The organism is Ruminiclostridium cellobioparum DSM 1351 = ATCC 15832, from assembly GCF_000621505.1.
Lineage (GTDB): Bacteria > Bacillota > Clostridia > Acetivibrionales > DSM-1351 > Ruminiclostridium > Ruminiclostridium cellobioparum.
Map to the genome: position 1 here is coordinate 12,479 of NZ_JHYD01000058.1, position 19,196 is coordinate 31,674.

17 protein-coding genes are annotated in these 19,196 nt (G+C 34.7%); 9 read left to right on the forward strand and 8 right to left on the reverse strand.

From position 1 onward, the window contains the following. Window positions 1-97: 97 nt before the first annotated feature. The 3 genes from T344_RS28675 to istB all read left to right on the forward strand — a co-directional run bounded on the left by T344_RS28675 (window position 98) and on the right by istB (window position 3,490). Window positions 98-520 carry a helix-turn-helix domain-containing protein gene (locus T344_RS28675; protein ID WP_084331275.1) on the forward strand — a complete coding sequence of 141 codons (423 nt, stop codon included), beginning with the start codon at window positions 98-100 and terminating at the stop codon, window positions 518-520. Between the two features lie 648 nt (window positions 521-1,168). Next, the gene (gene istA / locus T344_RS0118450) at window positions 1,169-2,707 is read left to right on the forward strand and encodes an IS21 family transposase (protein ID WP_027629928.1); all 1,539 of its coding nucleotides are present in this window, start codon (window positions 1,169-1,171) and stop codon (window positions 2,705-2,707) included. Window positions 2,708-2,713: 6 nt separating this feature from the next. Continuing rightward, complete coding sequence (gene istB / locus T344_RS0118455; protein WP_027629858.1) at window positions 2,714-3,490, forward strand: IS21-like element helper ATPase IstB; 777 nt, start codon at window positions 2,714-2,716, stop codon at window positions 3,488-3,490. 199 nt (window positions 3,491-3,689) lie between these two features. On the opposite strand, the gene T344_RS0118465 is transcribed toward istB, so the two are convergent. Then, window positions 3,690-3,950 (reverse strand): helix-turn-helix domain-containing protein, encoded by a 261-nt coding sequence (locus T344_RS0118465; RefSeq protein ID WP_027629929.1) that lies wholly within the window; start codon window positions 3,948-3,950, stop codon window positions 3,690-3,692. 171 nt (window positions 3,951-4,121) lie between these two features. On the opposite strand from T344_RS0118465, the gene T344_RS0118470 reads away from it, so the two are divergent. The 6 genes from T344_RS0118470 to T344_RS0118495 all read left to right on the forward strand — a co-directional run bounded on the left by T344_RS0118470 (window position 4,122) and on the right by T344_RS0118495 (window position 7,947). Then, window positions 4,122-4,523: a helix-turn-helix domain-containing protein gene (locus T344_RS0118470; protein ID WP_027629930.1), complete on the forward strand. Its 402-nt coding sequence runs from the start codon at window positions 4,122-4,124 to the stop codon at window positions 4,521-4,523. A 75-nt stretch (window positions 4,524-4,598) separates the two neighbouring features. Then, the gene (locus T344_RS29960) at window positions 4,599-4,955 is read left to right on the forward strand and encodes a helix-turn-helix domain-containing protein (protein WP_027629931.1); all 357 of its coding nucleotides are present in this window, start codon (window positions 4,599-4,601) and stop codon (window positions 4,953-4,955) included. A gap of 72 nt (window positions 4,956-5,027) precedes the next feature. Beyond that, the gene (locus T344_RS28685) at window positions 5,028-5,402 is read left to right on the forward strand and encodes a helix-turn-helix domain-containing protein (protein ID WP_034862172.1); all 375 of its coding nucleotides are present in this window, start codon (window positions 5,028-5,030) and stop codon (window positions 5,400-5,402) included. A gap of 205 nt (window positions 5,403-5,607) precedes the next feature. Then, a complete protein-coding gene (locus T344_RS29965) occupies window positions 5,608-6,045 on the forward strand; it encodes a helix-turn-helix domain-containing protein (protein WP_051572028.1) in 438 nt (145 codons plus the stop codon). Then, complete coding sequence (locus tag T344_RS0118490; protein WP_027629932.1) at window positions 6,035-6,439, forward strand: helix-turn-helix domain-containing protein; 405 nt, start codon at window positions 6,035-6,037, stop codon at window positions 6,437-6,439. The genes T344_RS29965 and T344_RS0118490 overlap by 11 nt, the downstream gene beginning before the upstream one ends. 287 nt (window positions 6,440-6,726) lie before the next feature. After that, window positions 6,727-7,947 carry a hypothetical protein gene (locus T344_RS0118495; RefSeq protein WP_027629933.1) on the forward strand — a complete coding sequence of 407 codons (1,221 nt, stop codon included), beginning with the start codon at window positions 6,727-6,729 and terminating at the stop codon, window positions 7,945-7,947. 121 nt (window positions 7,948-8,068) lie between these two features. On the opposite strand, the gene T344_RS0118500 is transcribed toward T344_RS0118495, so the two are convergent. The 7 genes from T344_RS0118500 to T344_RS28700 all read right to left on the reverse strand — a co-directional run bounded on the left by T344_RS0118500 (window position 8,069) and on the right by T344_RS28700 (window position 19,083). Continuing rightward, entirely contained in the window at window positions 8,069-8,257 is a 189-nt protein-coding gene (locus tag T344_RS0118500; RefSeq protein ID WP_027629934.1) for a hypothetical protein, read from the reverse strand. Further along, a complete protein-coding gene (locus T344_RS0118505) occupies window positions 8,220-8,936 on the reverse strand; it encodes a hypothetical protein (RefSeq protein WP_034862175.1) in 717 nt (238 codons plus the stop codon). Before T344_RS0118505 ends, T344_RS0118500 begins: the two co-directional genes overlap by 38 nt. A 33-nt stretch (window positions 8,937-8,969) precedes the next feature. Then, entirely contained in the window at window positions 8,970-14,942 is a 5,973-nt protein-coding gene (locus T344_RS29970; protein ID WP_051572030.1) for a DNRLRE domain-containing protein, read from the reverse strand. Window positions 14,943-15,427: 485 nt separating this feature from the next. After that, complete coding sequence (locus tag T344_RS0118515) at window positions 15,428-16,501, reverse strand: restriction endonuclease PLD domain-containing protein (protein ID WP_027629936.1); 1,074 nt, start codon at window positions 16,499-16,501, stop codon at window positions 15,428-15,430. 146 nt (window positions 16,502-16,647) lie between these two features. Continuing rightward, on the reverse strand, window positions 16,648-17,298 hold the full coding sequence (locus T344_RS0118520) for a hypothetical protein (protein WP_034862177.1): 651 nt from the start codon (window positions 17,296-17,298) through the stop codon (window positions 16,648-16,650). Window positions 17,299-17,459: 161 nt separating this feature from the next. Next, window positions 17,460-18,365, reverse strand: a complete 906-nt coding sequence (locus tag T344_RS0118525; protein ID WP_027629938.1) for an AbiJ-NTD4 domain-containing protein — start codon at window positions 18,363-18,365, stop codon at window positions 17,460-17,462. Between the two features lie 115 nt (window positions 18,366-18,480). Then, entirely contained in the window at window positions 18,481-19,083 is a 603-nt protein-coding gene (locus T344_RS28700) for an SAV1803-related protein (RefSeq protein ID WP_034862180.1), read from the reverse strand. Window positions 19,084-19,196 lie beyond the last annotated feature (113 nt).

Here is a 19,196-nt window from a genome sequence, read left to right on the forward strand (position 1 = left end):
ATTAAGTAAAGCTTATAATTTCACTAAGGAAAAGTATGTTTATTTAAAAATTCTGCATGATATAATAATTTTATTCACATTTAGTGAAAGGAAAATTATGAAAAGTAATATATTAGGGAATAATATCCGGAAATTAAGAGAAAAATATGAACTAACTCAAATTGAGTTTGCAAAAATCTTAAATATCAGTAATACTACATTGTCCCAGTATGAGTCTGGTAACCGTATTCCCAACGATGAAATAAAGTTAAAAATAGCTGATTATTTTAAAGTTTCTCTCGATTATCTTCTTGGAAGAGAAATTAATAATTTTGATCCATTACGTGTTGAAGAAGAAACGGAAAAAGTAGCTTTTAGTAATAAAGAAAATGTAATATTAGATGATATAGAGAGTCTTAGCCCAGAAAGCAAAAAAGAATTGGAGAAATACATTCAGCTCTTAAAACTTAAAGATACTATTGATAAAAGTAAAAGCGAAATGTCATCTCCCTTGACGCCAAACGTATCAGAAGGCAAATGAAAAAACCTTAATTATTTATTACATTTGGAGGAATTATTATGTTCCAACCATCAAAGAATAAATTAAGAATTTTTTTCAAACTTATATTAATATTACTTATCAGTGTTCTTTTATCAGATCTTGTTTTTTCACTAGTATATATAGCTTCAGGTTATAATTTTAAATATTTAAATGGTATTGCGGCACTGGTCATTTTTATATTATGGGCAAGAAAGATAATAAAATAATTCCTTTCAAAAAATTTCTTTCATAATGCAAAACATTTATATTATTTACCCTCAATAAACCATTTATTGTCGTTCTCAAGATATATATATGACTTTACTCTGAACTCTACAAGTATATTTGTCCGATGGTATAAAGCTCCATGACCCCACCTCCCATCTTTTGTATTGAAAATCATAATGCTTTTTTCTTTTTAGCCGGTTTCCGATTATGTAGTTCTTTGTCAGTGCCTATGTATTGGCATTTAAGCCCCTGTAATGAGTAATTTGGTCCATTTTGAGCCGCCTGTCCGGTCAAAGTGAGCCACCCTTTCGGTTCTGAGTGAGCCACTGTTTCTGACAAGTGAGCCATTAGCAATAATCCTTTATAATGTATCAGTGCATCAGTTTTCTGATGTAAATACATGTAAAGGAGGTCATAAGCATGACCGATTATCGTGAAATCCTAAGGCTAAAAAGCTTAGGGTTTAGTGAACGGAACATAGCACTTACCTGCCCATGTTCCAGAAATACCGTATCAAAAGTTTTGAAGAGAGCCGAAGAGTTAAGTATTTCATGGCCACTGTCTAATGAGCTAACCAATGCGGCTTTAGAGGGTAAGCTATACCCAAAGGATGGTAAAAGCTTACACAGTAAGAAAATGCCCGACCTTACCTCTATTCGTAAGGAACTGCTCAAAAACGGAGTCAGCAAGAAGCTTTTATGGACAGAATACATGGAGGAATGTCGCCTTACAGGTGCGGATCCACTCATGTATACCCAGTTCTGCCATTACATCCAGCAGGATGAGCAGAAACGCCGCGCAACCATGCATATCGCGCGTAAGCCAGGTGAACAGGTTGAAGTAGATTGGGCCGGTGACCCTGCCCATATTACTGATCCTGATACTGGAGAAATTGTTGAAGCATATCTTTTTGTGGGAGTTATGAGTTACAGTCAGTATGCCTATGTAGAAGCATTTATCAATGAAAAACAGCAGGCGTGGATAACTGCCCATGTTCATATGTATGAATATTTCGGCGGAGTTGCTAAAATCCTTGTACCTGATAACTGCAAGACAGCAGTAGTACATGCAGGAGGCTGGTACAATCAGCAGGTAAATGCTGTTTATCATGAAATGGCGGAACACTATGGTACTGCTATTATTCCAGCCAGGGTCAGAAAACCAAAAGATAAGCCAAATGCAGAGAATTCTGTCGGGAATATATCCACATGGATAACCGCCGCATTACGAAATGAACAGTTCTTTTCACTGGCTGAACTAAATCACGCCATCAAGGAGAAACTTAAAGCCTTCAATGCCCGTCTTTTCCAAAAGAAAGAGGGCAGCCGGTTAAGTCTCTTCCGCGACGAAGAACTGCCATTACTGGCACCATTACCTGCTACCCCTTATGAACTGGCGGAATGGAAACAAGCCACCGTTCAGTTCAATTATCACATATCCCTTCACGGAATGCTATACTCAATCCCTTATGAGTACATAAAACGCAAGGTAGATGTGAGGATTACAGATAAAACGCTAGAAGTTTTCTATAACCATAACCGAATAGCTTCTCATCGCCGTTTGTACGGGCGACAGGGACAGTACAGCACCATCGTGGAACACATGCCGGAAGACCACCAAAAGTACTTAGAGTGGAACGGTGATCGCTTCCGCAAATGGGCTGAGCGGATTGGCATTAACATATATCAAGTGGTTGATGCAATACTTACTTCCAAACGTGTGGAGCAACAGGCTTACAAAAGCTGCATGGGACTTCTAAAGCTGGCTGATAAATATTCAGTCGAGCGTCTTGAAACCGCCTGTCAGAAGGCACTTTCCTATACAGCGGCTCCCAGTTACAAGAGTATCAAAAACATACTCACCACTGGGCAAGATAAGTCACAAAGCCAGCCGGATAAACCGGAAGCCACACACAACAATCACGGCATCATAAGAGGTGCCGGATATTACGGGAGGTAACAATTGATGACAAACCAAAGTACGATTGATAAATTAATTGAAATGCGCCTGACATCCATGTCCGATGCGTTCCGAAACCAACTAACCGATGCCAAAATGAAGGAAGTTCCCTTCGAGGATCGCTTCGGTATGTTGGTAGATATTGAATTCAGCAGCCGCAAAAACAACCGATTAAAGAGACTGATTAGAAGTGCTGAATTTGACCAGCCAGACGCCAGTGTTATGGACATTGATTATGCTTCCGGACGTAAGCTAAACAAACAACTTATCACAAGGCTTGCAACCTGTGAGTATGTCACGGAATACCGTAACATTTTCATTACCGGTGCTACTGGAGGAGGCAAAACATATATGGCATGCGCCTTTGGAATGGAAGCTTGCAAGCAGTATTATACAACAAAGTATGTACGGCTTCCTGACCTCTTGATCGACCTTGAGATGGCAAGAAATGAAGGTACATACAAAAGGGTCATGGCCAAGTATGCGAATCCGTTATTGCTGATTATTGACGAATGGTTACTGCTAAAGCCTAATGAAAACGAGCGCAAGGACATCTTTGAGTTATTACATCGCCGCCGGAAGAAATCGTCCACCATCTTTTGCTCCCAATACAGAGCTGATGGCTGGTATGAACAACTTGGTGGCAACGATGGCCCGCTGGCAGATGCCATACTGGATCGTATCGTTCATGATTCATACAAAATCAATATCGAAAGCATGGACCCTTCTAGAGATATTTCCATGCGTGAGGTATATGGCTTAGATAAAAAGAGCAGTGAATAATGAAAAAGGTTGGTGGCTCAGTGGTTCCGGACAGGTGGCTCACGCCACACCGGAACTGCGGCTCCGCCGCACCGAAATATTCATGTAACCCTGGTAAGTACATCTGCAATATTATTTAGTCTCTTCAATTTCTCTTCAGGGGTAATATCAGGTTTTATTATCACTGTATCCGCCATATGTACTCCTCCTTGTTACAAGTCTATTTAGCACTGGCTGTCCGATGTGCTTTACATTCCTCATTATCTTTTTGGGAATCGGAAGTTGAATAAAAATTAGTCCAATCGTATCCATATTTATTGAAATTTAAAGCTTTTGCAATTCGCTTTGCGGTGTCTGGTGATGGACGTCTATGTCCTTTTTCAATCATTGTGAAAAATTCCGGGGAGAAGCTACATCTTTCGGCCACTTCCTTACAAGTAAGTTCCTCATTCGCCCTTATTTTTCTTAACCACTCTCGCATTATCTCCCTCCGCATAACAATTTGTTATTATTACCAAATTATACTAACATATTGTTATCTTGTCAAATATTTTTTTATGTTTGCGTCGATAAAACTAACTTTTCGTTATGTTTATAGTAACAATATCCCGGTTAGTTTATAATTTAAGTACTGCGAGGTGAATGTAAAATAATGGAGTTGTGTGAAATTTTGAAATTATTGCGTATGGAACGGAATCTGACACAGGCTGATGTAGCGTCTGTTTTAAGCATAACCCCTGAAGCATATACTCAATATGAAAAAGGACGACGTCAACCGAATCTCGAAAATCTTACTCGTCTTTCAAAATTTTTTATGGTAACAACAGATTATCTTTTAGGTATCTCTGATTATCGAAACTTTGATGAATACTCTATAACATTACCACTGAGCCCAAAGTTATCAACCGACGAGGAACAATTACTTAATACTTATAGAAAATTATCATCTGATTTGAAAGCAGAAATTCGTGGTGAAATTAAGGGTATTTTAAGAACAACACAAGAACAACAGTCTGCGACAAATGATAATGCCTCTACTAAAAAAGTAATCTAATATATATTAATTTCAAAAAATAACATGTGTCCAAGTTGGACACACGTTAAAAAATACATTTAGGAATGAAAATATATGCTTATTGGTGCGAGAATAAAAGAGTTACGTCAAAAAAATGGACTCAATATGAAGCAGTTCTCACAACTATTTAATTTAAGTGAATCTGTTATTTCACTCTATGAATCAGAAAAAAGATTTCCAAGCCATAATGTCATTTTTAACATTGCTAAGCATTTTTCAGTAAGCATTGATTATATCTATGGAAACGACCAAGATTTTAATATATGTGATTCAATAAACAAATGTACAGATGATGAGAAAATGTTAATAGAATCATACAGAAAACTATCTGAAATATCTAAAGCTAAAATTCGAGGTGAAATTAAGGGTATTTTGAGAACAACTCTGAAAGAACGTAGCAGATTTGAATGAATCTTCACCTAAAAAATAATATAGTATACCCGATTTAAAAAACATATGCCCAGAGTTGTTAAGAGGTAAATAATGGTCGGTTACATTTTAAAAAAATTAAGAAAAGAAAAGAGAAAAACCCAGGATGATATTGCATTAATGTTAAATATTAAAAGGCAAACCTACAGTTCATATGAGAGAAATAAAAGCCTTCCTGATATTAATACTTTGTCTATCTTGGCAGATTATTTTAATGTTTCGACCGATTATTTGCTTTGTCGTACGGAAATTAGAAATTATGATGAATTTATAGGTTTGCAAGATGATGAACAGAAATTACTTAATATATATAGGAAACTATCTGCTGATTTAAAAGCAGAAATCCGCGGAGAATTACACGGTATTTTAAAAACTATACAACAAGTTGACCAATCAGTTGCCCTTACCAATGAACCAAAATCAAATTAAAAAGCAATTTGATTTCACAAAAACGTGTTTAAGTTGGATGTATGCAAAAAAATACATATCAGGGAACTATTTGTATATAAAATAATTCAAGGTTTTAGCAGTTATTCTTATCCTACATTAATTCCTGTCGTTACTTCTGCTGCTTGGCGATATGTACCCCATAACTGCTGTTACATGCCTATGTTAAATAATAAGGAGGCTTACAATGCTGTTATCCATCGGTGATAAACTAAAATATATCAGAGAATCCTTGGAGATAACACAAAAGCAAGTATCTATTGAAACAGGGATTAATAGTAAAACTTTATCCGGTTATGAAAATAATGTATCATCCCCTGATCTAGATACATTAAGGAGTTTACTAATTTTTTACGGTATGTCTGCTGATACAGTTCTTGAGATACCACCCGCTAAGTTTAATGATTTTAAGGAATCAAAATGTAACTCCGTTGAATATAGTGAAGATGAAAAAAATCTTATTGACTCATATAGGCAGTTATCTGACATAAAAAAAGCAGAGATACGAGGAAAAATAAAAGGTATATTGAGAACCACACAAGAACAACAAATAAAAGAGTTCCGTCAAAAAAATGGACTTAATATGAATCAATTCTCACAACTGGAGGATTGCTATGAAATTTAATGAAGTATTAAAGACTCTTCGAGATGATTCTGATTTAAATCAGAAAGCTGTGGCTAATAAATTAAATATAAATCCATCAACATATAGAAATTACGAAAATGGAAATCGTGAACCTGATTTTCAAACGCTGATTAATATTTCGAATTTTTTTAATGTTTCAACCGATTATCTTTTAGGTCTTACAGAACATAAAAGTTTTAATACCTATAAGCAATCCCAACCTATGGATGCATCCCAAATTCAAGATGATGAGAAACAACTGCTGAAATTATATAGGAAATTGCCTTCGGATCTGAAGGCTGAAATTCGAGGTGAAATTAAAGGTATTTTGAGAACAACACAAGAACAACAGTCTGCGACAAATGATAATGCCTCTACTAAAAAAGTAATTTAATATATATTAATTTCAAAAAATAACGTGTGTCCAAGTTGGACACACGTTAAAAAACAAATGCAGTAGCAAATTATTTGAATAAAAAATATTATTTCAAGTTTTAGCAGTCATCTGCATCAATTTCCGAAGTTACTTACGCCACTTCATAAAACAAATAATCGACTAAAAAAATAATAATCTATAGTTCCATATTACTAGATTAATGTGTTATTTTCCGTATGATCAGCGAAAATTCAGCTATGGTTTTTTATGATAAATCAAATCTATAATATTTTGGGGGAGTCTTTATGATTGAAAAAAGCGCCTATACTAAATCAATAGATTTTTATCAACACCAATTAAATTTACGATATCCTATATGTCCTAAATGCAATAATAGTACACTGTATATTCCAATTGATTATGAAAATCCAGTTATTACTGTAAAATGTCATAGTTGTCTTGAGGGTTATTGGGCAAATTGGAATAGCTTTACAAAGGAATATAATAGCACTGAAAAATATAGAGCATTTAATACACGTTTGCGAAGTCTAAATAAAAAACAATTTAAGAATACATTGGTAAAGAATATTAACAAAGTAATACTTAAAACAGAGAGTATTATTACTAGACAAGAATATGTTGATTCAATACTGAATAATTCTATCAGCATGGTTCAATTGTATAATAATGATTATAAAATAAATCAAGTCTTACGAATGTGCGCCAAATCAGAATTAATTGTTCTGAAAAGTATAATAATTATGGGTAATAAACAGTCTGTTTTGCATACTGTCCCAATTAAAGGCATAAATAGTTCACTTACATTGACATTAAGTAAAATCACCTCCGACAATCCTTTAATATTTGATATTACAGAAGAATGTGGGCTTAACAACTCGCATGGGATATTAAAAAATCTTATGAATAAGGGCCTAATTGCATTCGATGAAACAGAAAATTATATCGATATTCATACTATTCTTTTAAAAAAATTTGATTATATTCAAGAATTACTACTTCCAAATCCTAAACTACTTGATGACGAATTAACTTACAATGTTTATAAGAGTAACAATTTTAGGTGCACAAACTGTGGTGAAAGTGGAATTCCCTTAAAAGTTGCCTTTTTATCAAAAAAGAAAGATATTACAACAGCTGTTCCTATATGCTCGGTGTGTTACAATTCATTAGTCGAAAATAATTTAATCACTGATGGAAGTCTTATAATATTTGATAATATGTTCAGAATTAAATCTTGGCAATTTGTTAAAACTTATTTTCCCAGTTTCTCAGAAAAATTTTTTAAGGAATATTACTTATTAACTTTAAAATACGGGGAAGAGAATATGATAAAGGCAGTCGCATATACGTTATTTCAAATGAATTCCGGCAAACGCTTTTCCAAACTTGTATATATGTACAAGTTTATAAAAAAGATACTTGATAATGCCGAAAAAAAAGGAGAACCCGTTTCCATTTCTGAGCTCATTAGTGAACAATATGAAATAAATAAATGGATCAGCTAAACTAATTGGCTTTTGTTTCAGCTACAGTATAATTAAAAAGAAAATGAAAAAGAGGGCTAACCTTTATGTGTTAAAAACCCATTTGTTATTTTCAAAAGTTTCGCACCATAAAATATATTTGTCATTCAATTCCCAGAGCTTTAAATACAGCATCTTCAGGGGTGGTATAAAAGGATGTCTGGAACTTGGCAAACAAATCAGCTGGAACAAACGATCTTCTAGTATTTAAAGCAATACCCTCAAATATTTCTTTTGAGGGTATTAAATAATTTTTATGAAAATAGCTTTCTGGTAATTTCTGATTTATCAAATTGGGGTTTCTTCCTTTTGTGCTTAATTGGATAATCCCAAAACCACTCAGCTCCTATTTTATTTTTAACGCTCTCAATGAATTTTGAATTTTTCAACAAATCATCATCGGGAGTTTCTGACAACTTAATCCTCACTCCATGATTGATGGTTACATGGTCATCAGGTATATGAAAATCAGGTTCTGCAATGTAAGAAGGGCCAAAGTAATTAACCCACATCAAACCAGTAAGCCCATCATGAATATTTACTGCTAAAGGTGTTGGAAGTTTTGAATCTTCTGTAATATATCCGTATTCCGCTCTAGACCATGTAAAAATATCATCCCCCAATTGTAATAATTTGTTAGTATCATATTTTTTAGGGATATTCAGCCACAAACTGACATGATTTAATGCTTTGGAATTAGGATGAAGATTAAGCTGCCAGACGATTATTCCTGAAAATTTAATATCCTTTTGACCTTTAAACAGGAAGTAACAGGACGAACAATCTCCCTCAATTCCAGAACCTTTCCACATTTCTGGCATTCTATCAATATTAAAAGATTCACGAATTGGTTCTTGAATACCTGCTTTCTCAATCGTAAGTCCATTGGAGAAGAAAAGTTCTAACAAACTCTCTCCTTTTTTTAGATTGCTTAAGTCTTTTGTAGAATCAAATGAGTATGATATCTTCAATTTAACACCTCACATCAAAAGTATTTATATAATTTAGTTTTGGTTCATTAACTCTTTTTGTATCTTTTGCCTATAACTTGGGTCCAGACCTCCCAACCACATATTAAATAAGTCTTTTGTCATTATAATTGGTGATGATAATAATTTAGAAGTACCATCAACGCCAACTTGTATTATTTTTCCACCAGATGCTCTTATTGTATTTATCAATGGTTTTGACAGCTTAGTACCTTCCTTGACAACTAGAACAAATGTTTTACCTTGTTTTTTTGCTATTTCCATAAAACCTTTAATTTGTGTTGAAAGGTACTGATATGATACATTTTTGATTTCACCTATAACAGAATTATTTATAAAATCTGGAATTCTTTTTCCAAAGCTAGTTACATAAGTTGTGGTGTTTTTTAAAAATCCAGGGAATTTTTGATAAACATCACTCATAAATTCATAACCCTTTTTTACATCAATACCCATGTATCCACTTGGGTCAGCAATATTAACAGGGTTATTCCAGCCATATGAATATAAATTATGACCTAATAAATCATTACCGCTATCTAGTACTCCATCAGCATTAATAAACCTTGCCATATCCGGGTTATAATACCTGTTTTGCAAATAGTACAACCCAGTCTCAGTATCATACCTGTACCCTCTATATCTATAAGGATTCTTATTTCCGACATGATTACTGTCATTTGATATATCAATACCATTTTGATCCTTTATACTGATTAACTTGCCCCATGTATCATAGGTATAGCTTACCACCCGGATTCCGTTACTGTCAAACAGGCCAATAATATCATTTTGACCGTTTCGTACATAGTAATACTCACTTCCGTTGAGATTCATACTTATAAGATTATCATTTGCATCATAAGTGTAGTAAATGCTATCTGTGCCGTCAGTTTCATAGGTTACTTTATCGCCGACAAGGTGATATTTTGTTGTTTTGCCGTTTTCCGTTTTTTCTGTTCTTATTCCATCTGTGTTATACCTGTAGCTTATTTCTTGCCCGTTTTTGGTCATTGAAGCCAACTGGCGGCCTTCATCCCATGTGTAATTGTATATTCCGTCTTTTTTTAGATTACCAATCTGGTCATATTCAAGGGTCCTGCCATTGTAATTTGTCAGAAGGTCTTTCCATTCACTGTCGCTGTATGCATAGGATACAACCTCTGGGGTTCCTCCAGGTACAGCATCCGTGGTGTATTGGTAAATCTTCTTCTCCGTGATATTCCCTCCTGCATCATAGGAGTATATTACAGTTTTTCCGGTTACAGGATTATTCTCACGTATTAGTTCGTTGAGCTCGTTATAGTCATAGCTTATGGTTATTCCGGCTTCTTTGATTGTTTTTATGTTTCCGTTCTTATCATAGGAGTACTGTATTTTACTTCCGTTGTTACTAATCTCGTCAAGTACGTTCGTACTTGCATTTCCTACTGTTATATATCCAGGTTTATAGGTATACGTTGTATTTAATATGGTATTACCATTAACCTTCATTGACTTGCCTGACAATCTGCCTATTGATTTGCCTGAAGCAGGGTCAATATAGTTATAGGCTAGTATGCTGTTACCGTTGTTATAGGTGACTGATGTTGGGTTGTAATCCTTGTTATAGTCGTATATTGTACTGAAATTCTGTCCGTTTATGGTTTCATTGACTTTTTTTACATTGCCAACATTATCATAAATAAAATCCGTTTTATTGCCGAAGGCATCAAGTATCCCTGTGAGTCTGTCTGTCAAGCTATAGAAATATCTTGTCATGGAGTTATCCCTGTTATCTGTTACCAGGGCTATATTTCCATTTTCATCATAGTCATAGGTATATCTTTTGACACCATCTATGCTTCTGCCGGTTATTCTGTCAAGCAAATCATAGTCATATGATATTTTTTGTCCGTTTCCAAATTGAAGCTGATTTAACCGGCCTGTATTGTAGGTTGTCCCTGTACCATCGGCATAATTGGAATATACATTTGTAACCAGGTTTCTGCTTCCTACATTGACCCCGGTAAGGTTTCCCAGCTTGTCATACAGGAAGTTATAGTTGAAGCCGTTGTGACCGATGCTTTGAAGCATATCGGTGCTATTGCCGCTCTGGTCATTATATCCGTAGGTATTGGATATTGCTATTCCACTAGCCATTGCAGTTACTGCTTTTAATCGATCCAGCCCATCATACTGGTAATTTGTGGTATTTCCTATTCCATCTATAAAGGAAGTGAGATTTCCGGTTTTCCAGTCACTATTGTAAGTGACTGTATTTCCTACCGGATCCGTTGCAGTTTTAAGATAATTACCACCCTTATATTCCGTACCTACTGCACTGTCATAGGTTGAATTGGATTGAATTTTAAGAGCATCATCACCGATTTTGGTTATTATGGAGTTTCCCGCATTGTCATATCCATATGTGGTAATAATACCCTCCTGTGAGGTAGCTGTTTTTAAATTGTGTTTTGTATCATATGTGTATGAGGTGGTGTTAGTGTTCTCATCAGTGCTCTTTGTCAGATCATTACCTGAATACACATTACTTGCTGATTTCCCTTCTGGATTTGTATTATTAGTTAATTTTCCATCATTATAATCGTATTGATAACTATTTTCCCTGAATAGCTGAATACCGTCAAACATTGCTGTATTTGCATTGTTATAATAGATTACGAACACTCTAATACTTGTGTAGTCTCTGTCCGCCACTATTGTATTGCTGGTGTACTGCCAATCAGGTGTATCCTCGTTAAAGAATGCATGGAACCATTGAACTCCGGTACTGTTTCTTATTTCAAGACTGACTTTATAGACACTATTACCGTTTGAATAGGCAGCATTACCTCTTGCCCAACCTCCCAGGAAAAATACATCACCTGTTTTACCTGACAGGTCAATCGTCTGAACTACTTTTTTACTTAAGGTTCCGGAACCGGTGATTTGCAGCACCTTGTTATCCAATCCTTTTGGATGTGTTCCGGGATCGGAAATTACTCCGTCATTTGCATCAAAATATTCTGCCGACCAGGAATCCGGTACAGTTGACCCATAGGTGAAGTTGGAGTTTTCTACAAGGTTGTAGCTGTTTGCCACTTTTCCGTCTTCTAATTGGAAGCAGTCAAAATATGCCGTACCGGTCTCCTGAAGTAAGGTTCCGCCAACTGTAACTTCAGCAGAAGATGCATTAGAAGGAAGAGTGAAGGATTTTTCTGCTCGTGTCCAGTCTTTTGTCCCTGTAATATATTCTGTTTCTACTGTAACAGGTTGTCCAGTGCTGTCCGTATAGCTTATATATAGTCCGGCACCTTTGCTGTTTGTCTTGGATATGTCAGCTGTTTTCACATATGCAGAAAGTGTATAGGTTTTTCCTTTGGTTAGTGTGACCTTCTGCTCCCAATTGTGGAAACCTTGATTATTGGATTTGGTTATTTTTAATGATTTGGCTCCCAAATATTTTTCACCGGATTCATAAGCAGCATTACCCTGAGAGCTATTACCTGATTTTGAAGCCCATGTACCTTCACTCTCAGCATTATGATTCTGTAAATAGTTTTTAGAGGTAGCATGAAGTTTTGTCTCCAGCGTAAGCTTATTCTTATCCTTTCCAATTGCAGAACCATAGCTATAATTTGATACGTCTCCATTTTCATTTCTAACACTGAGTGTATTACCCTCATTGTTGAACTGGAGAATGTTTTTTCTGCCTTCTATATCTGTGAAGGTTGTTGTGTTACTGCCATATTCCATTGTAATTTTTTGTCCAAGAGTTCCATCCGAATGTGACTCTTTAATGGCTTTTACTCTGTAAGGAGCCTCCAGATAATACTCCAGACTCATTTTGTAGCCGTCGTGATTGATGGCATCGGTTATATTTCCACTGGCCGTATAATTATATTGTGTAACCTTATTGTCCGGATATGTTATTTTAGTAAGGTTAGCCCCGGAATACTCAAAGCGGGTTACTCTATTTGCCGGATCAGTTATTGATGAAAGATTTCCATCCGTATTATAGGTCAATACGGCTTTTCGTCCTGCTCCATCGGTAACCATACTCGGTTTTGTTCCCTGATAATCTATTATCATTGTATTGGCATTTTTATCAGTAACGCCCTTAAGATAAAAGTTATTTGTATCTGTTCCTATGGTTGAAAAAGACATTTTTGTATATGAACTATCTTCCAATGTCAAGGTGCTAGTACTATTGACTGTTAATTTCAGATCTATTCCCGTTTCAGCACTCATGGGAGATGTGCCGGACTTATAGTAATGTCTTGTTCCATCACCATCTGCATAGATGTAATAAAGTTGACCATTAATGGTCTGCTTTTGTATAGTCTGCCGGATGTTAAGCCTCCAGCCCTGGCCGTATCCTAACGTTGCTTCACGTTGATAGCTGTTGAAAACATGGTTTATTGAAATAGGCATACGGGAACCTGTTGTTTCCAAATCATTGTGAACCAGCACGTAGTTGCCGTTATAGTCATTTACATTAATTGTGCCGGCCCGGCCCATATCCATTGAATGATATGTCCAATAATCCTCAAGACCGGCATTGTTTACATAGCTTATTGAAACCTTTGGTCTTTTGGCTTCAAGGCTGTCATCTATGTCGCAGGAATAAAAATCCGTATAGCCCAGGACTGATTCATTATTGGTTTTGAGCATTACACCATAGTTTTTATTGGTGGTGTACCATTTTTTTACTACAGAGGTGATATTCCAGGAATATTCACCGACGGTATTCACCATCTGGAAATCTTCAATGGTATTTCCTACAGCAGGCTGATTTGACCACTTTAAGGTCTTATTATCCCAATCCGCCAATATATCATATGCATTTGTCTGATACGTGCCTGAATTTGTCTCCCTGCTCTGTAATTTCAAGCTGGCATCAATTACCATATCTGCTGCCGACAAAGCGGGCAGATCAAATTTTATATATGCTCTATTAATACCTGTAGTGGACTTAGTACCAACCGGAAGCCTGTCGTGTAAATAGTAATTTTGATCTGCCGCTGAGGTTACATGGGTATCACGGATATTACTTGTATTATTTGGAGTTATTACCTCTGGATCAATAACTACAGGATACTGTCTATTCTGGTCGGATAGCCATTGTTGATCGGGTTTAATTGTTAATGTATATCCATCTTTTTCTTTAACAAGCTCCAGCTCGATGCTGTTAGAATATATATCCTTTGCATCAAACATGTACGGAGCATCCATCCTGAACACTTCTTCAGCTGGTTTTTCCTTGGAATAGAAAGAGATTGTTTTATCATCATTCAGCTTAACTTCAAGATTTTTAACATTTAACGCCAATTTGAAAACCTGATTCTGTACGGGTTTTTGAAGAATTATGTTTTCTTTTACTCCCGTAGGATATAGAATATATTGAAAATCGACATTTTCAAATACGTTTGGATATTCGATAGTGGAAGTTAGTTTTGTAAGTGTTTTCTTCTGTTCATTTTTGTCAAGTGATTTAAGAAGTGTAGATGCATCGTCACTTACTTTTACCGGTGATTTAGCTGCATCTATGATATTCCAGGAAATTTCATATTTGTCCTTTTGAATACGTACAAGTTTATTTGAAGACGTGTTTTTTGCCAGTTTGATTTTATATTCATTTTCTTTATTTTCTAATATATCTGAGTTCTGCTCATCTTTTCGTGATACCAGAGAATTGTCAATATCAGTCCATTTGCCATCCTTTTTGTAGTGGACAGGCATTGGATAAATAACTGCTTCATAAGACATATCAGCTTTTAAAAAGTGCTTGGTTGATATATCCCTTTTACTAATATCCTCGCCTATTATATCGGCCTCTTTTATTGTTTGCTGATCTTGGGTTTCCAATTGCTGAATAGCAGGTGGTGAGTCGGCTTCTTTGTTATCAGTGTTATTTGCAAATGATTCCAGTGGTACTGAAGTAAAAAGAATTGCCAAAGTAAGAATTAGTGAAACATACCGTATAAAAGACCTGGCTTTATACATTTAATATAACCCCCTAAAAAATTTATGAACAGTCGTTGCACACAAAAGGAATGTAATCTCACTTTTTTTTGTACACAATTTGTTCATTTACGTGATAGATTATATCAACGGATACATATTTGTCACAATGCGACATTTATGGGTATAGGGGGATATATTGGCGTTATTGGTTTGTTATGGCGGTAAAAAGATAACTGCTATAAGCCAAAGGCTTAAACTCTTCATGAGGTGCGTTTGTTTCTGTGCTTGTCTACTTGATACACTGTCCAATCGAAATGGCAAAAATAGAATTGGTTACATCATCACAAGCCATTTATACATATAGAAGCTTTTGCAAAGTTCGGCAGCGTTCTAGTTTTATGTATTAGTAAGCTCGATGTCGAGGTTCCCCTGGTTTGTCCAGTTTATGTATAATGAGAAGTACACGACAAAATAATCTTTTTGCTTAAAACTCGGTTCACCGTGAGATCCCGATAATACCCTGATTATTTTACTTCTTGTTTTATTATATTGATTAAATGGTAGGCAAAGGACTCGTTAAGTCTGATTTTATCGGCTCCAAAATTTAATGCTCCCAGAGATTTGCCACCTACATATGTGAGTTCCTTGTCATAACCATAAGATGCTTGAGCATTTGAAAGCGTGTTGTTAAATGATGACCATTTCGAACTGTATTTAGGACTGAGGTTTTCTGAATCAACTGCCCATGGCCATCTAGTATTCTCATCAGTTAAAAAGAACGGTTCACTCAAAACTCGGAAACACCCCAAAAGTTTTGTAGTACCTACACCATAACAAATTAGAATGTCACCTGGACGAACAGAATTAGGTTTTCGTTTGGAAAAGTGCAATTCCTGAATTGTTTCGCTCAGCTTTCTTGATTCATCAAATGGATGGTCTGAAGAACCTACAGGCTTTAAGAAGTACCGAGTATCATCTGGAAAGTCTATTTGCTCTGTATTTGATACCTTTGGACTCTCTACCTTTAACTTATCTTTTATGTGCCCTATTACTTCGAGATTAGGCTTTGATTCTTGAATAATTGGATTCTCTTTTGAGTAATCATCGATTGCCTTGATGATGCCTTCAATTTCCTTATAGGTGAGGGGATTAGAACTCACATTCATTAGGTCAATAATCAAATTCTGAAGTAAATCTGTATCGTCAATTTCAACACCCCATTCATGACTATGTTTCAAACCGTTATCAGTGAAATTGGCTGATGTAATAATACCTTTTATTGGTCTTCTATCCTTTAAAGCAATGTAAATCTTACCGTGGAGCTTGTTGTTAACTCTGATTTCAAAGTTGATGCTATTTTGGACACAAGAAGTACAAAACGAATAAAGAGAATTTGCTTTTTTGAATAGGTCAGGAGAATTATCTCTAAGCGTCGTTAGAAGTGAAATGCTTTTCACTCCTAACTCTGCCACATCATGAACAAACTCATCGAAATCTTCAGTTAAGAAAGGACTTGCTAGAATCATTTTGTCAGCTGTAATTAGCATTGATTGGATACTTTGATTGTGGTCTGTTTTTATGTTATCAATAATTTTCATTGTACCCCCCAGATTTTCTCTGATATTTTTATTTATGAATGCCCAGCTTCTTATTACCTTTGATGAAGTTCTGACTTATACCCCAGTATAAACATAATTAGAAGTTTAGAATTCTTTGCAAATTGGAATTTATACAGCTTCAAATACTATTTATTTTTTATTGGTAAATATACTTGAGACATTATTTTTATATCAGGTACTTTTGAATTCTCTACTTGAGTATCTAATATCACTCTCATTAATGCCATACAAAATTTAATTCCAACTTCTTCAGATATTATATCCTTTAAGTAAATATTAGTATCATTATATTTCTCCGGAAGATTAATGCAAAAATATGTCATTTTTTTCTTTTTTTCTTCCCATATTCTATATTTCACCGTACCTTTACCATCAATTTTTTCCTTAATACCTTTAGTCAGAAATTTATCTATTTGTCCCGCTTTACTCCACGTGGCTAAGTTCTTATTTATATATACTTCATCCCATGTATCAAAAATAGGAAAATGCAATAATAAATTTCTTATAAAACTGAATAAATCATCTGCAATAATCCCTTCAAAATGAGGTCGTCCACCTTTTTTCATCCAATTAATATATTCTTTAATCGGCTCATAACTCAATAGTTCTTTATATATTGAAAATGACTCTCTTAGTTTATAAAATCTTATTTTTGCATCCATGTTAATAAAATCATCATTTACAACTTCTTCATATAAATCATAGAATCTATTATAAAATAACGATAAAACTTCTCTTTCTTTTTCGTTTGGTTTTAATTCTTCTATTTTAATCACCCCACTAATTCAAATTTATCTAAATAATTTTTTACCAAATTTTTCTTAATGTCATCACATTTTAAATGTAAGATTCTGTGGTTTGATTTTCATTACAGTTACATCTACGGTTTTCTCGTATTTTCCTTTTTCAAAGAAATAGTACATAATCAGTATTTCTTTTACATCAAATATTGTATAGCAAGCGCAATTAGTGATAAACAACGATTAAAAAGATAATCGTAATAACGGACATCAGTAATATCAATCTTATTAGTTTCATGATGGCGTATGCGATATTTATTTCCAATGTCCGTCAACATCTTAAATTCATTATTAAACAAATCAGCAAAGTCATCATTTCCGTTTGCCATATCATTCACTATTTTTTCTGATGAATGTTTCTTATCTAATGTTGTATAGTAAGTTTTAAGACGTTCTAACGCATCCCATATCTTTTCCACTGAATCTTGTCGTGCAGTAGGATTTGGTGTCTTATATAATGCAACAGCATATTTCAATAACTCTCTTGTGCCTACCTCCTGTACTGCTGCAAAATTATTTTCAATTTTCGTTGTAAGTGGACTGTTCTCAACAATTCTTTCTATAATCTTTTCATCCGTTAGTTCATAAAGCAATCCCGACTCAGTAAATATTTCATTTATTGCCTCTTGGAAATTTCTAAATATATCTGAAGAATTAAGGCAGTCTATCGTTTGGTAATTTCGGTATCTCTCATTATTCCACCGTTCAGAGATATCCTCAATATTTTGTGCAAAGAACTCAATAAAGTCTAAAAGTGCATACTGGTCATATTCATCGTCATAAACCGGCGCACAAATCCTATCATACTCATCCCGAAAGAGAGACGGGATTCTTATTTTAATTCTAGTTATAAATCCTTTTTCATCAAATGAAACATAGTCACTATCTGTAAAGTCATGATGACAATTTAGAGTGAAAATATGTGTTAAGTTTTTTTGATATCTTTTACAACAATCTAAAAGTAATGAATACATATCTCTGTTAATAGAATATGTCTTTTCCAGTGGTGCTCTTATACCATGCCTTTCAGAATATAATTTCATAAGCCATCTCCTTTAATTCAAATTTGTCTATTAATCGCTTACTTTACCCCATAAATATAATGGGAAGCTCAAAGACTATCCGATTTGCCCAATTTACTCATCGTGATAAATTGCTCTATAATGATTTTATGTCGTTATAGATTAATTTGTTTTGTGTTGACGACCACAATCCATATTGTTCATTGAAACTTTTAAATAAACAGTCCTCTGAAAAAAACGGATTGTTTTTGCAAGAGATTTTAATTCTTTTTATTATAGTCAAATAAACGTCTTTATTTCCCTTAATCAAGTCGTGGCACTTTTTTTGCCATTCTAGTTTAGTGACCCAACCACTATAAAAATCATTCAACTCAGGTACAATGAAATTAATAACTCCACCTATACCAACTGCTTCAAAGTCGTTTTTTTCTTCTGATGGGTGTTCACATATTAACACATGTAGCAGCAAATGTTCTAAATAGTCACAATAAACGATATTTTTTGCTAATTGCCATTCAAATGGATTTGACATAGCAATTTCTTTTTTAGATAGCATTATAGCACAGTTCTCGTACTTATGATGAGCAATCAAGCCTTCTTTTGTCCGAGTACATTTTGTATTTTTGTTCCATGATTTTGTCATATAATCATATTTCCCAATACCATGTTTCTTTTGCAAATAATCGCAGTATTCAATGTATGTAAAGTGCTTGATGTTTTCATATTCTGAACAGTTCATTATAATCACCTCTTCCTAATATAATAATACTCTCGAAAACTCCAATAGCTTTCGAGCTCTATGTTTTAAGATGCAATTTTCTTCTCGCACCTCTAACATTCTCCAGTTTTTTA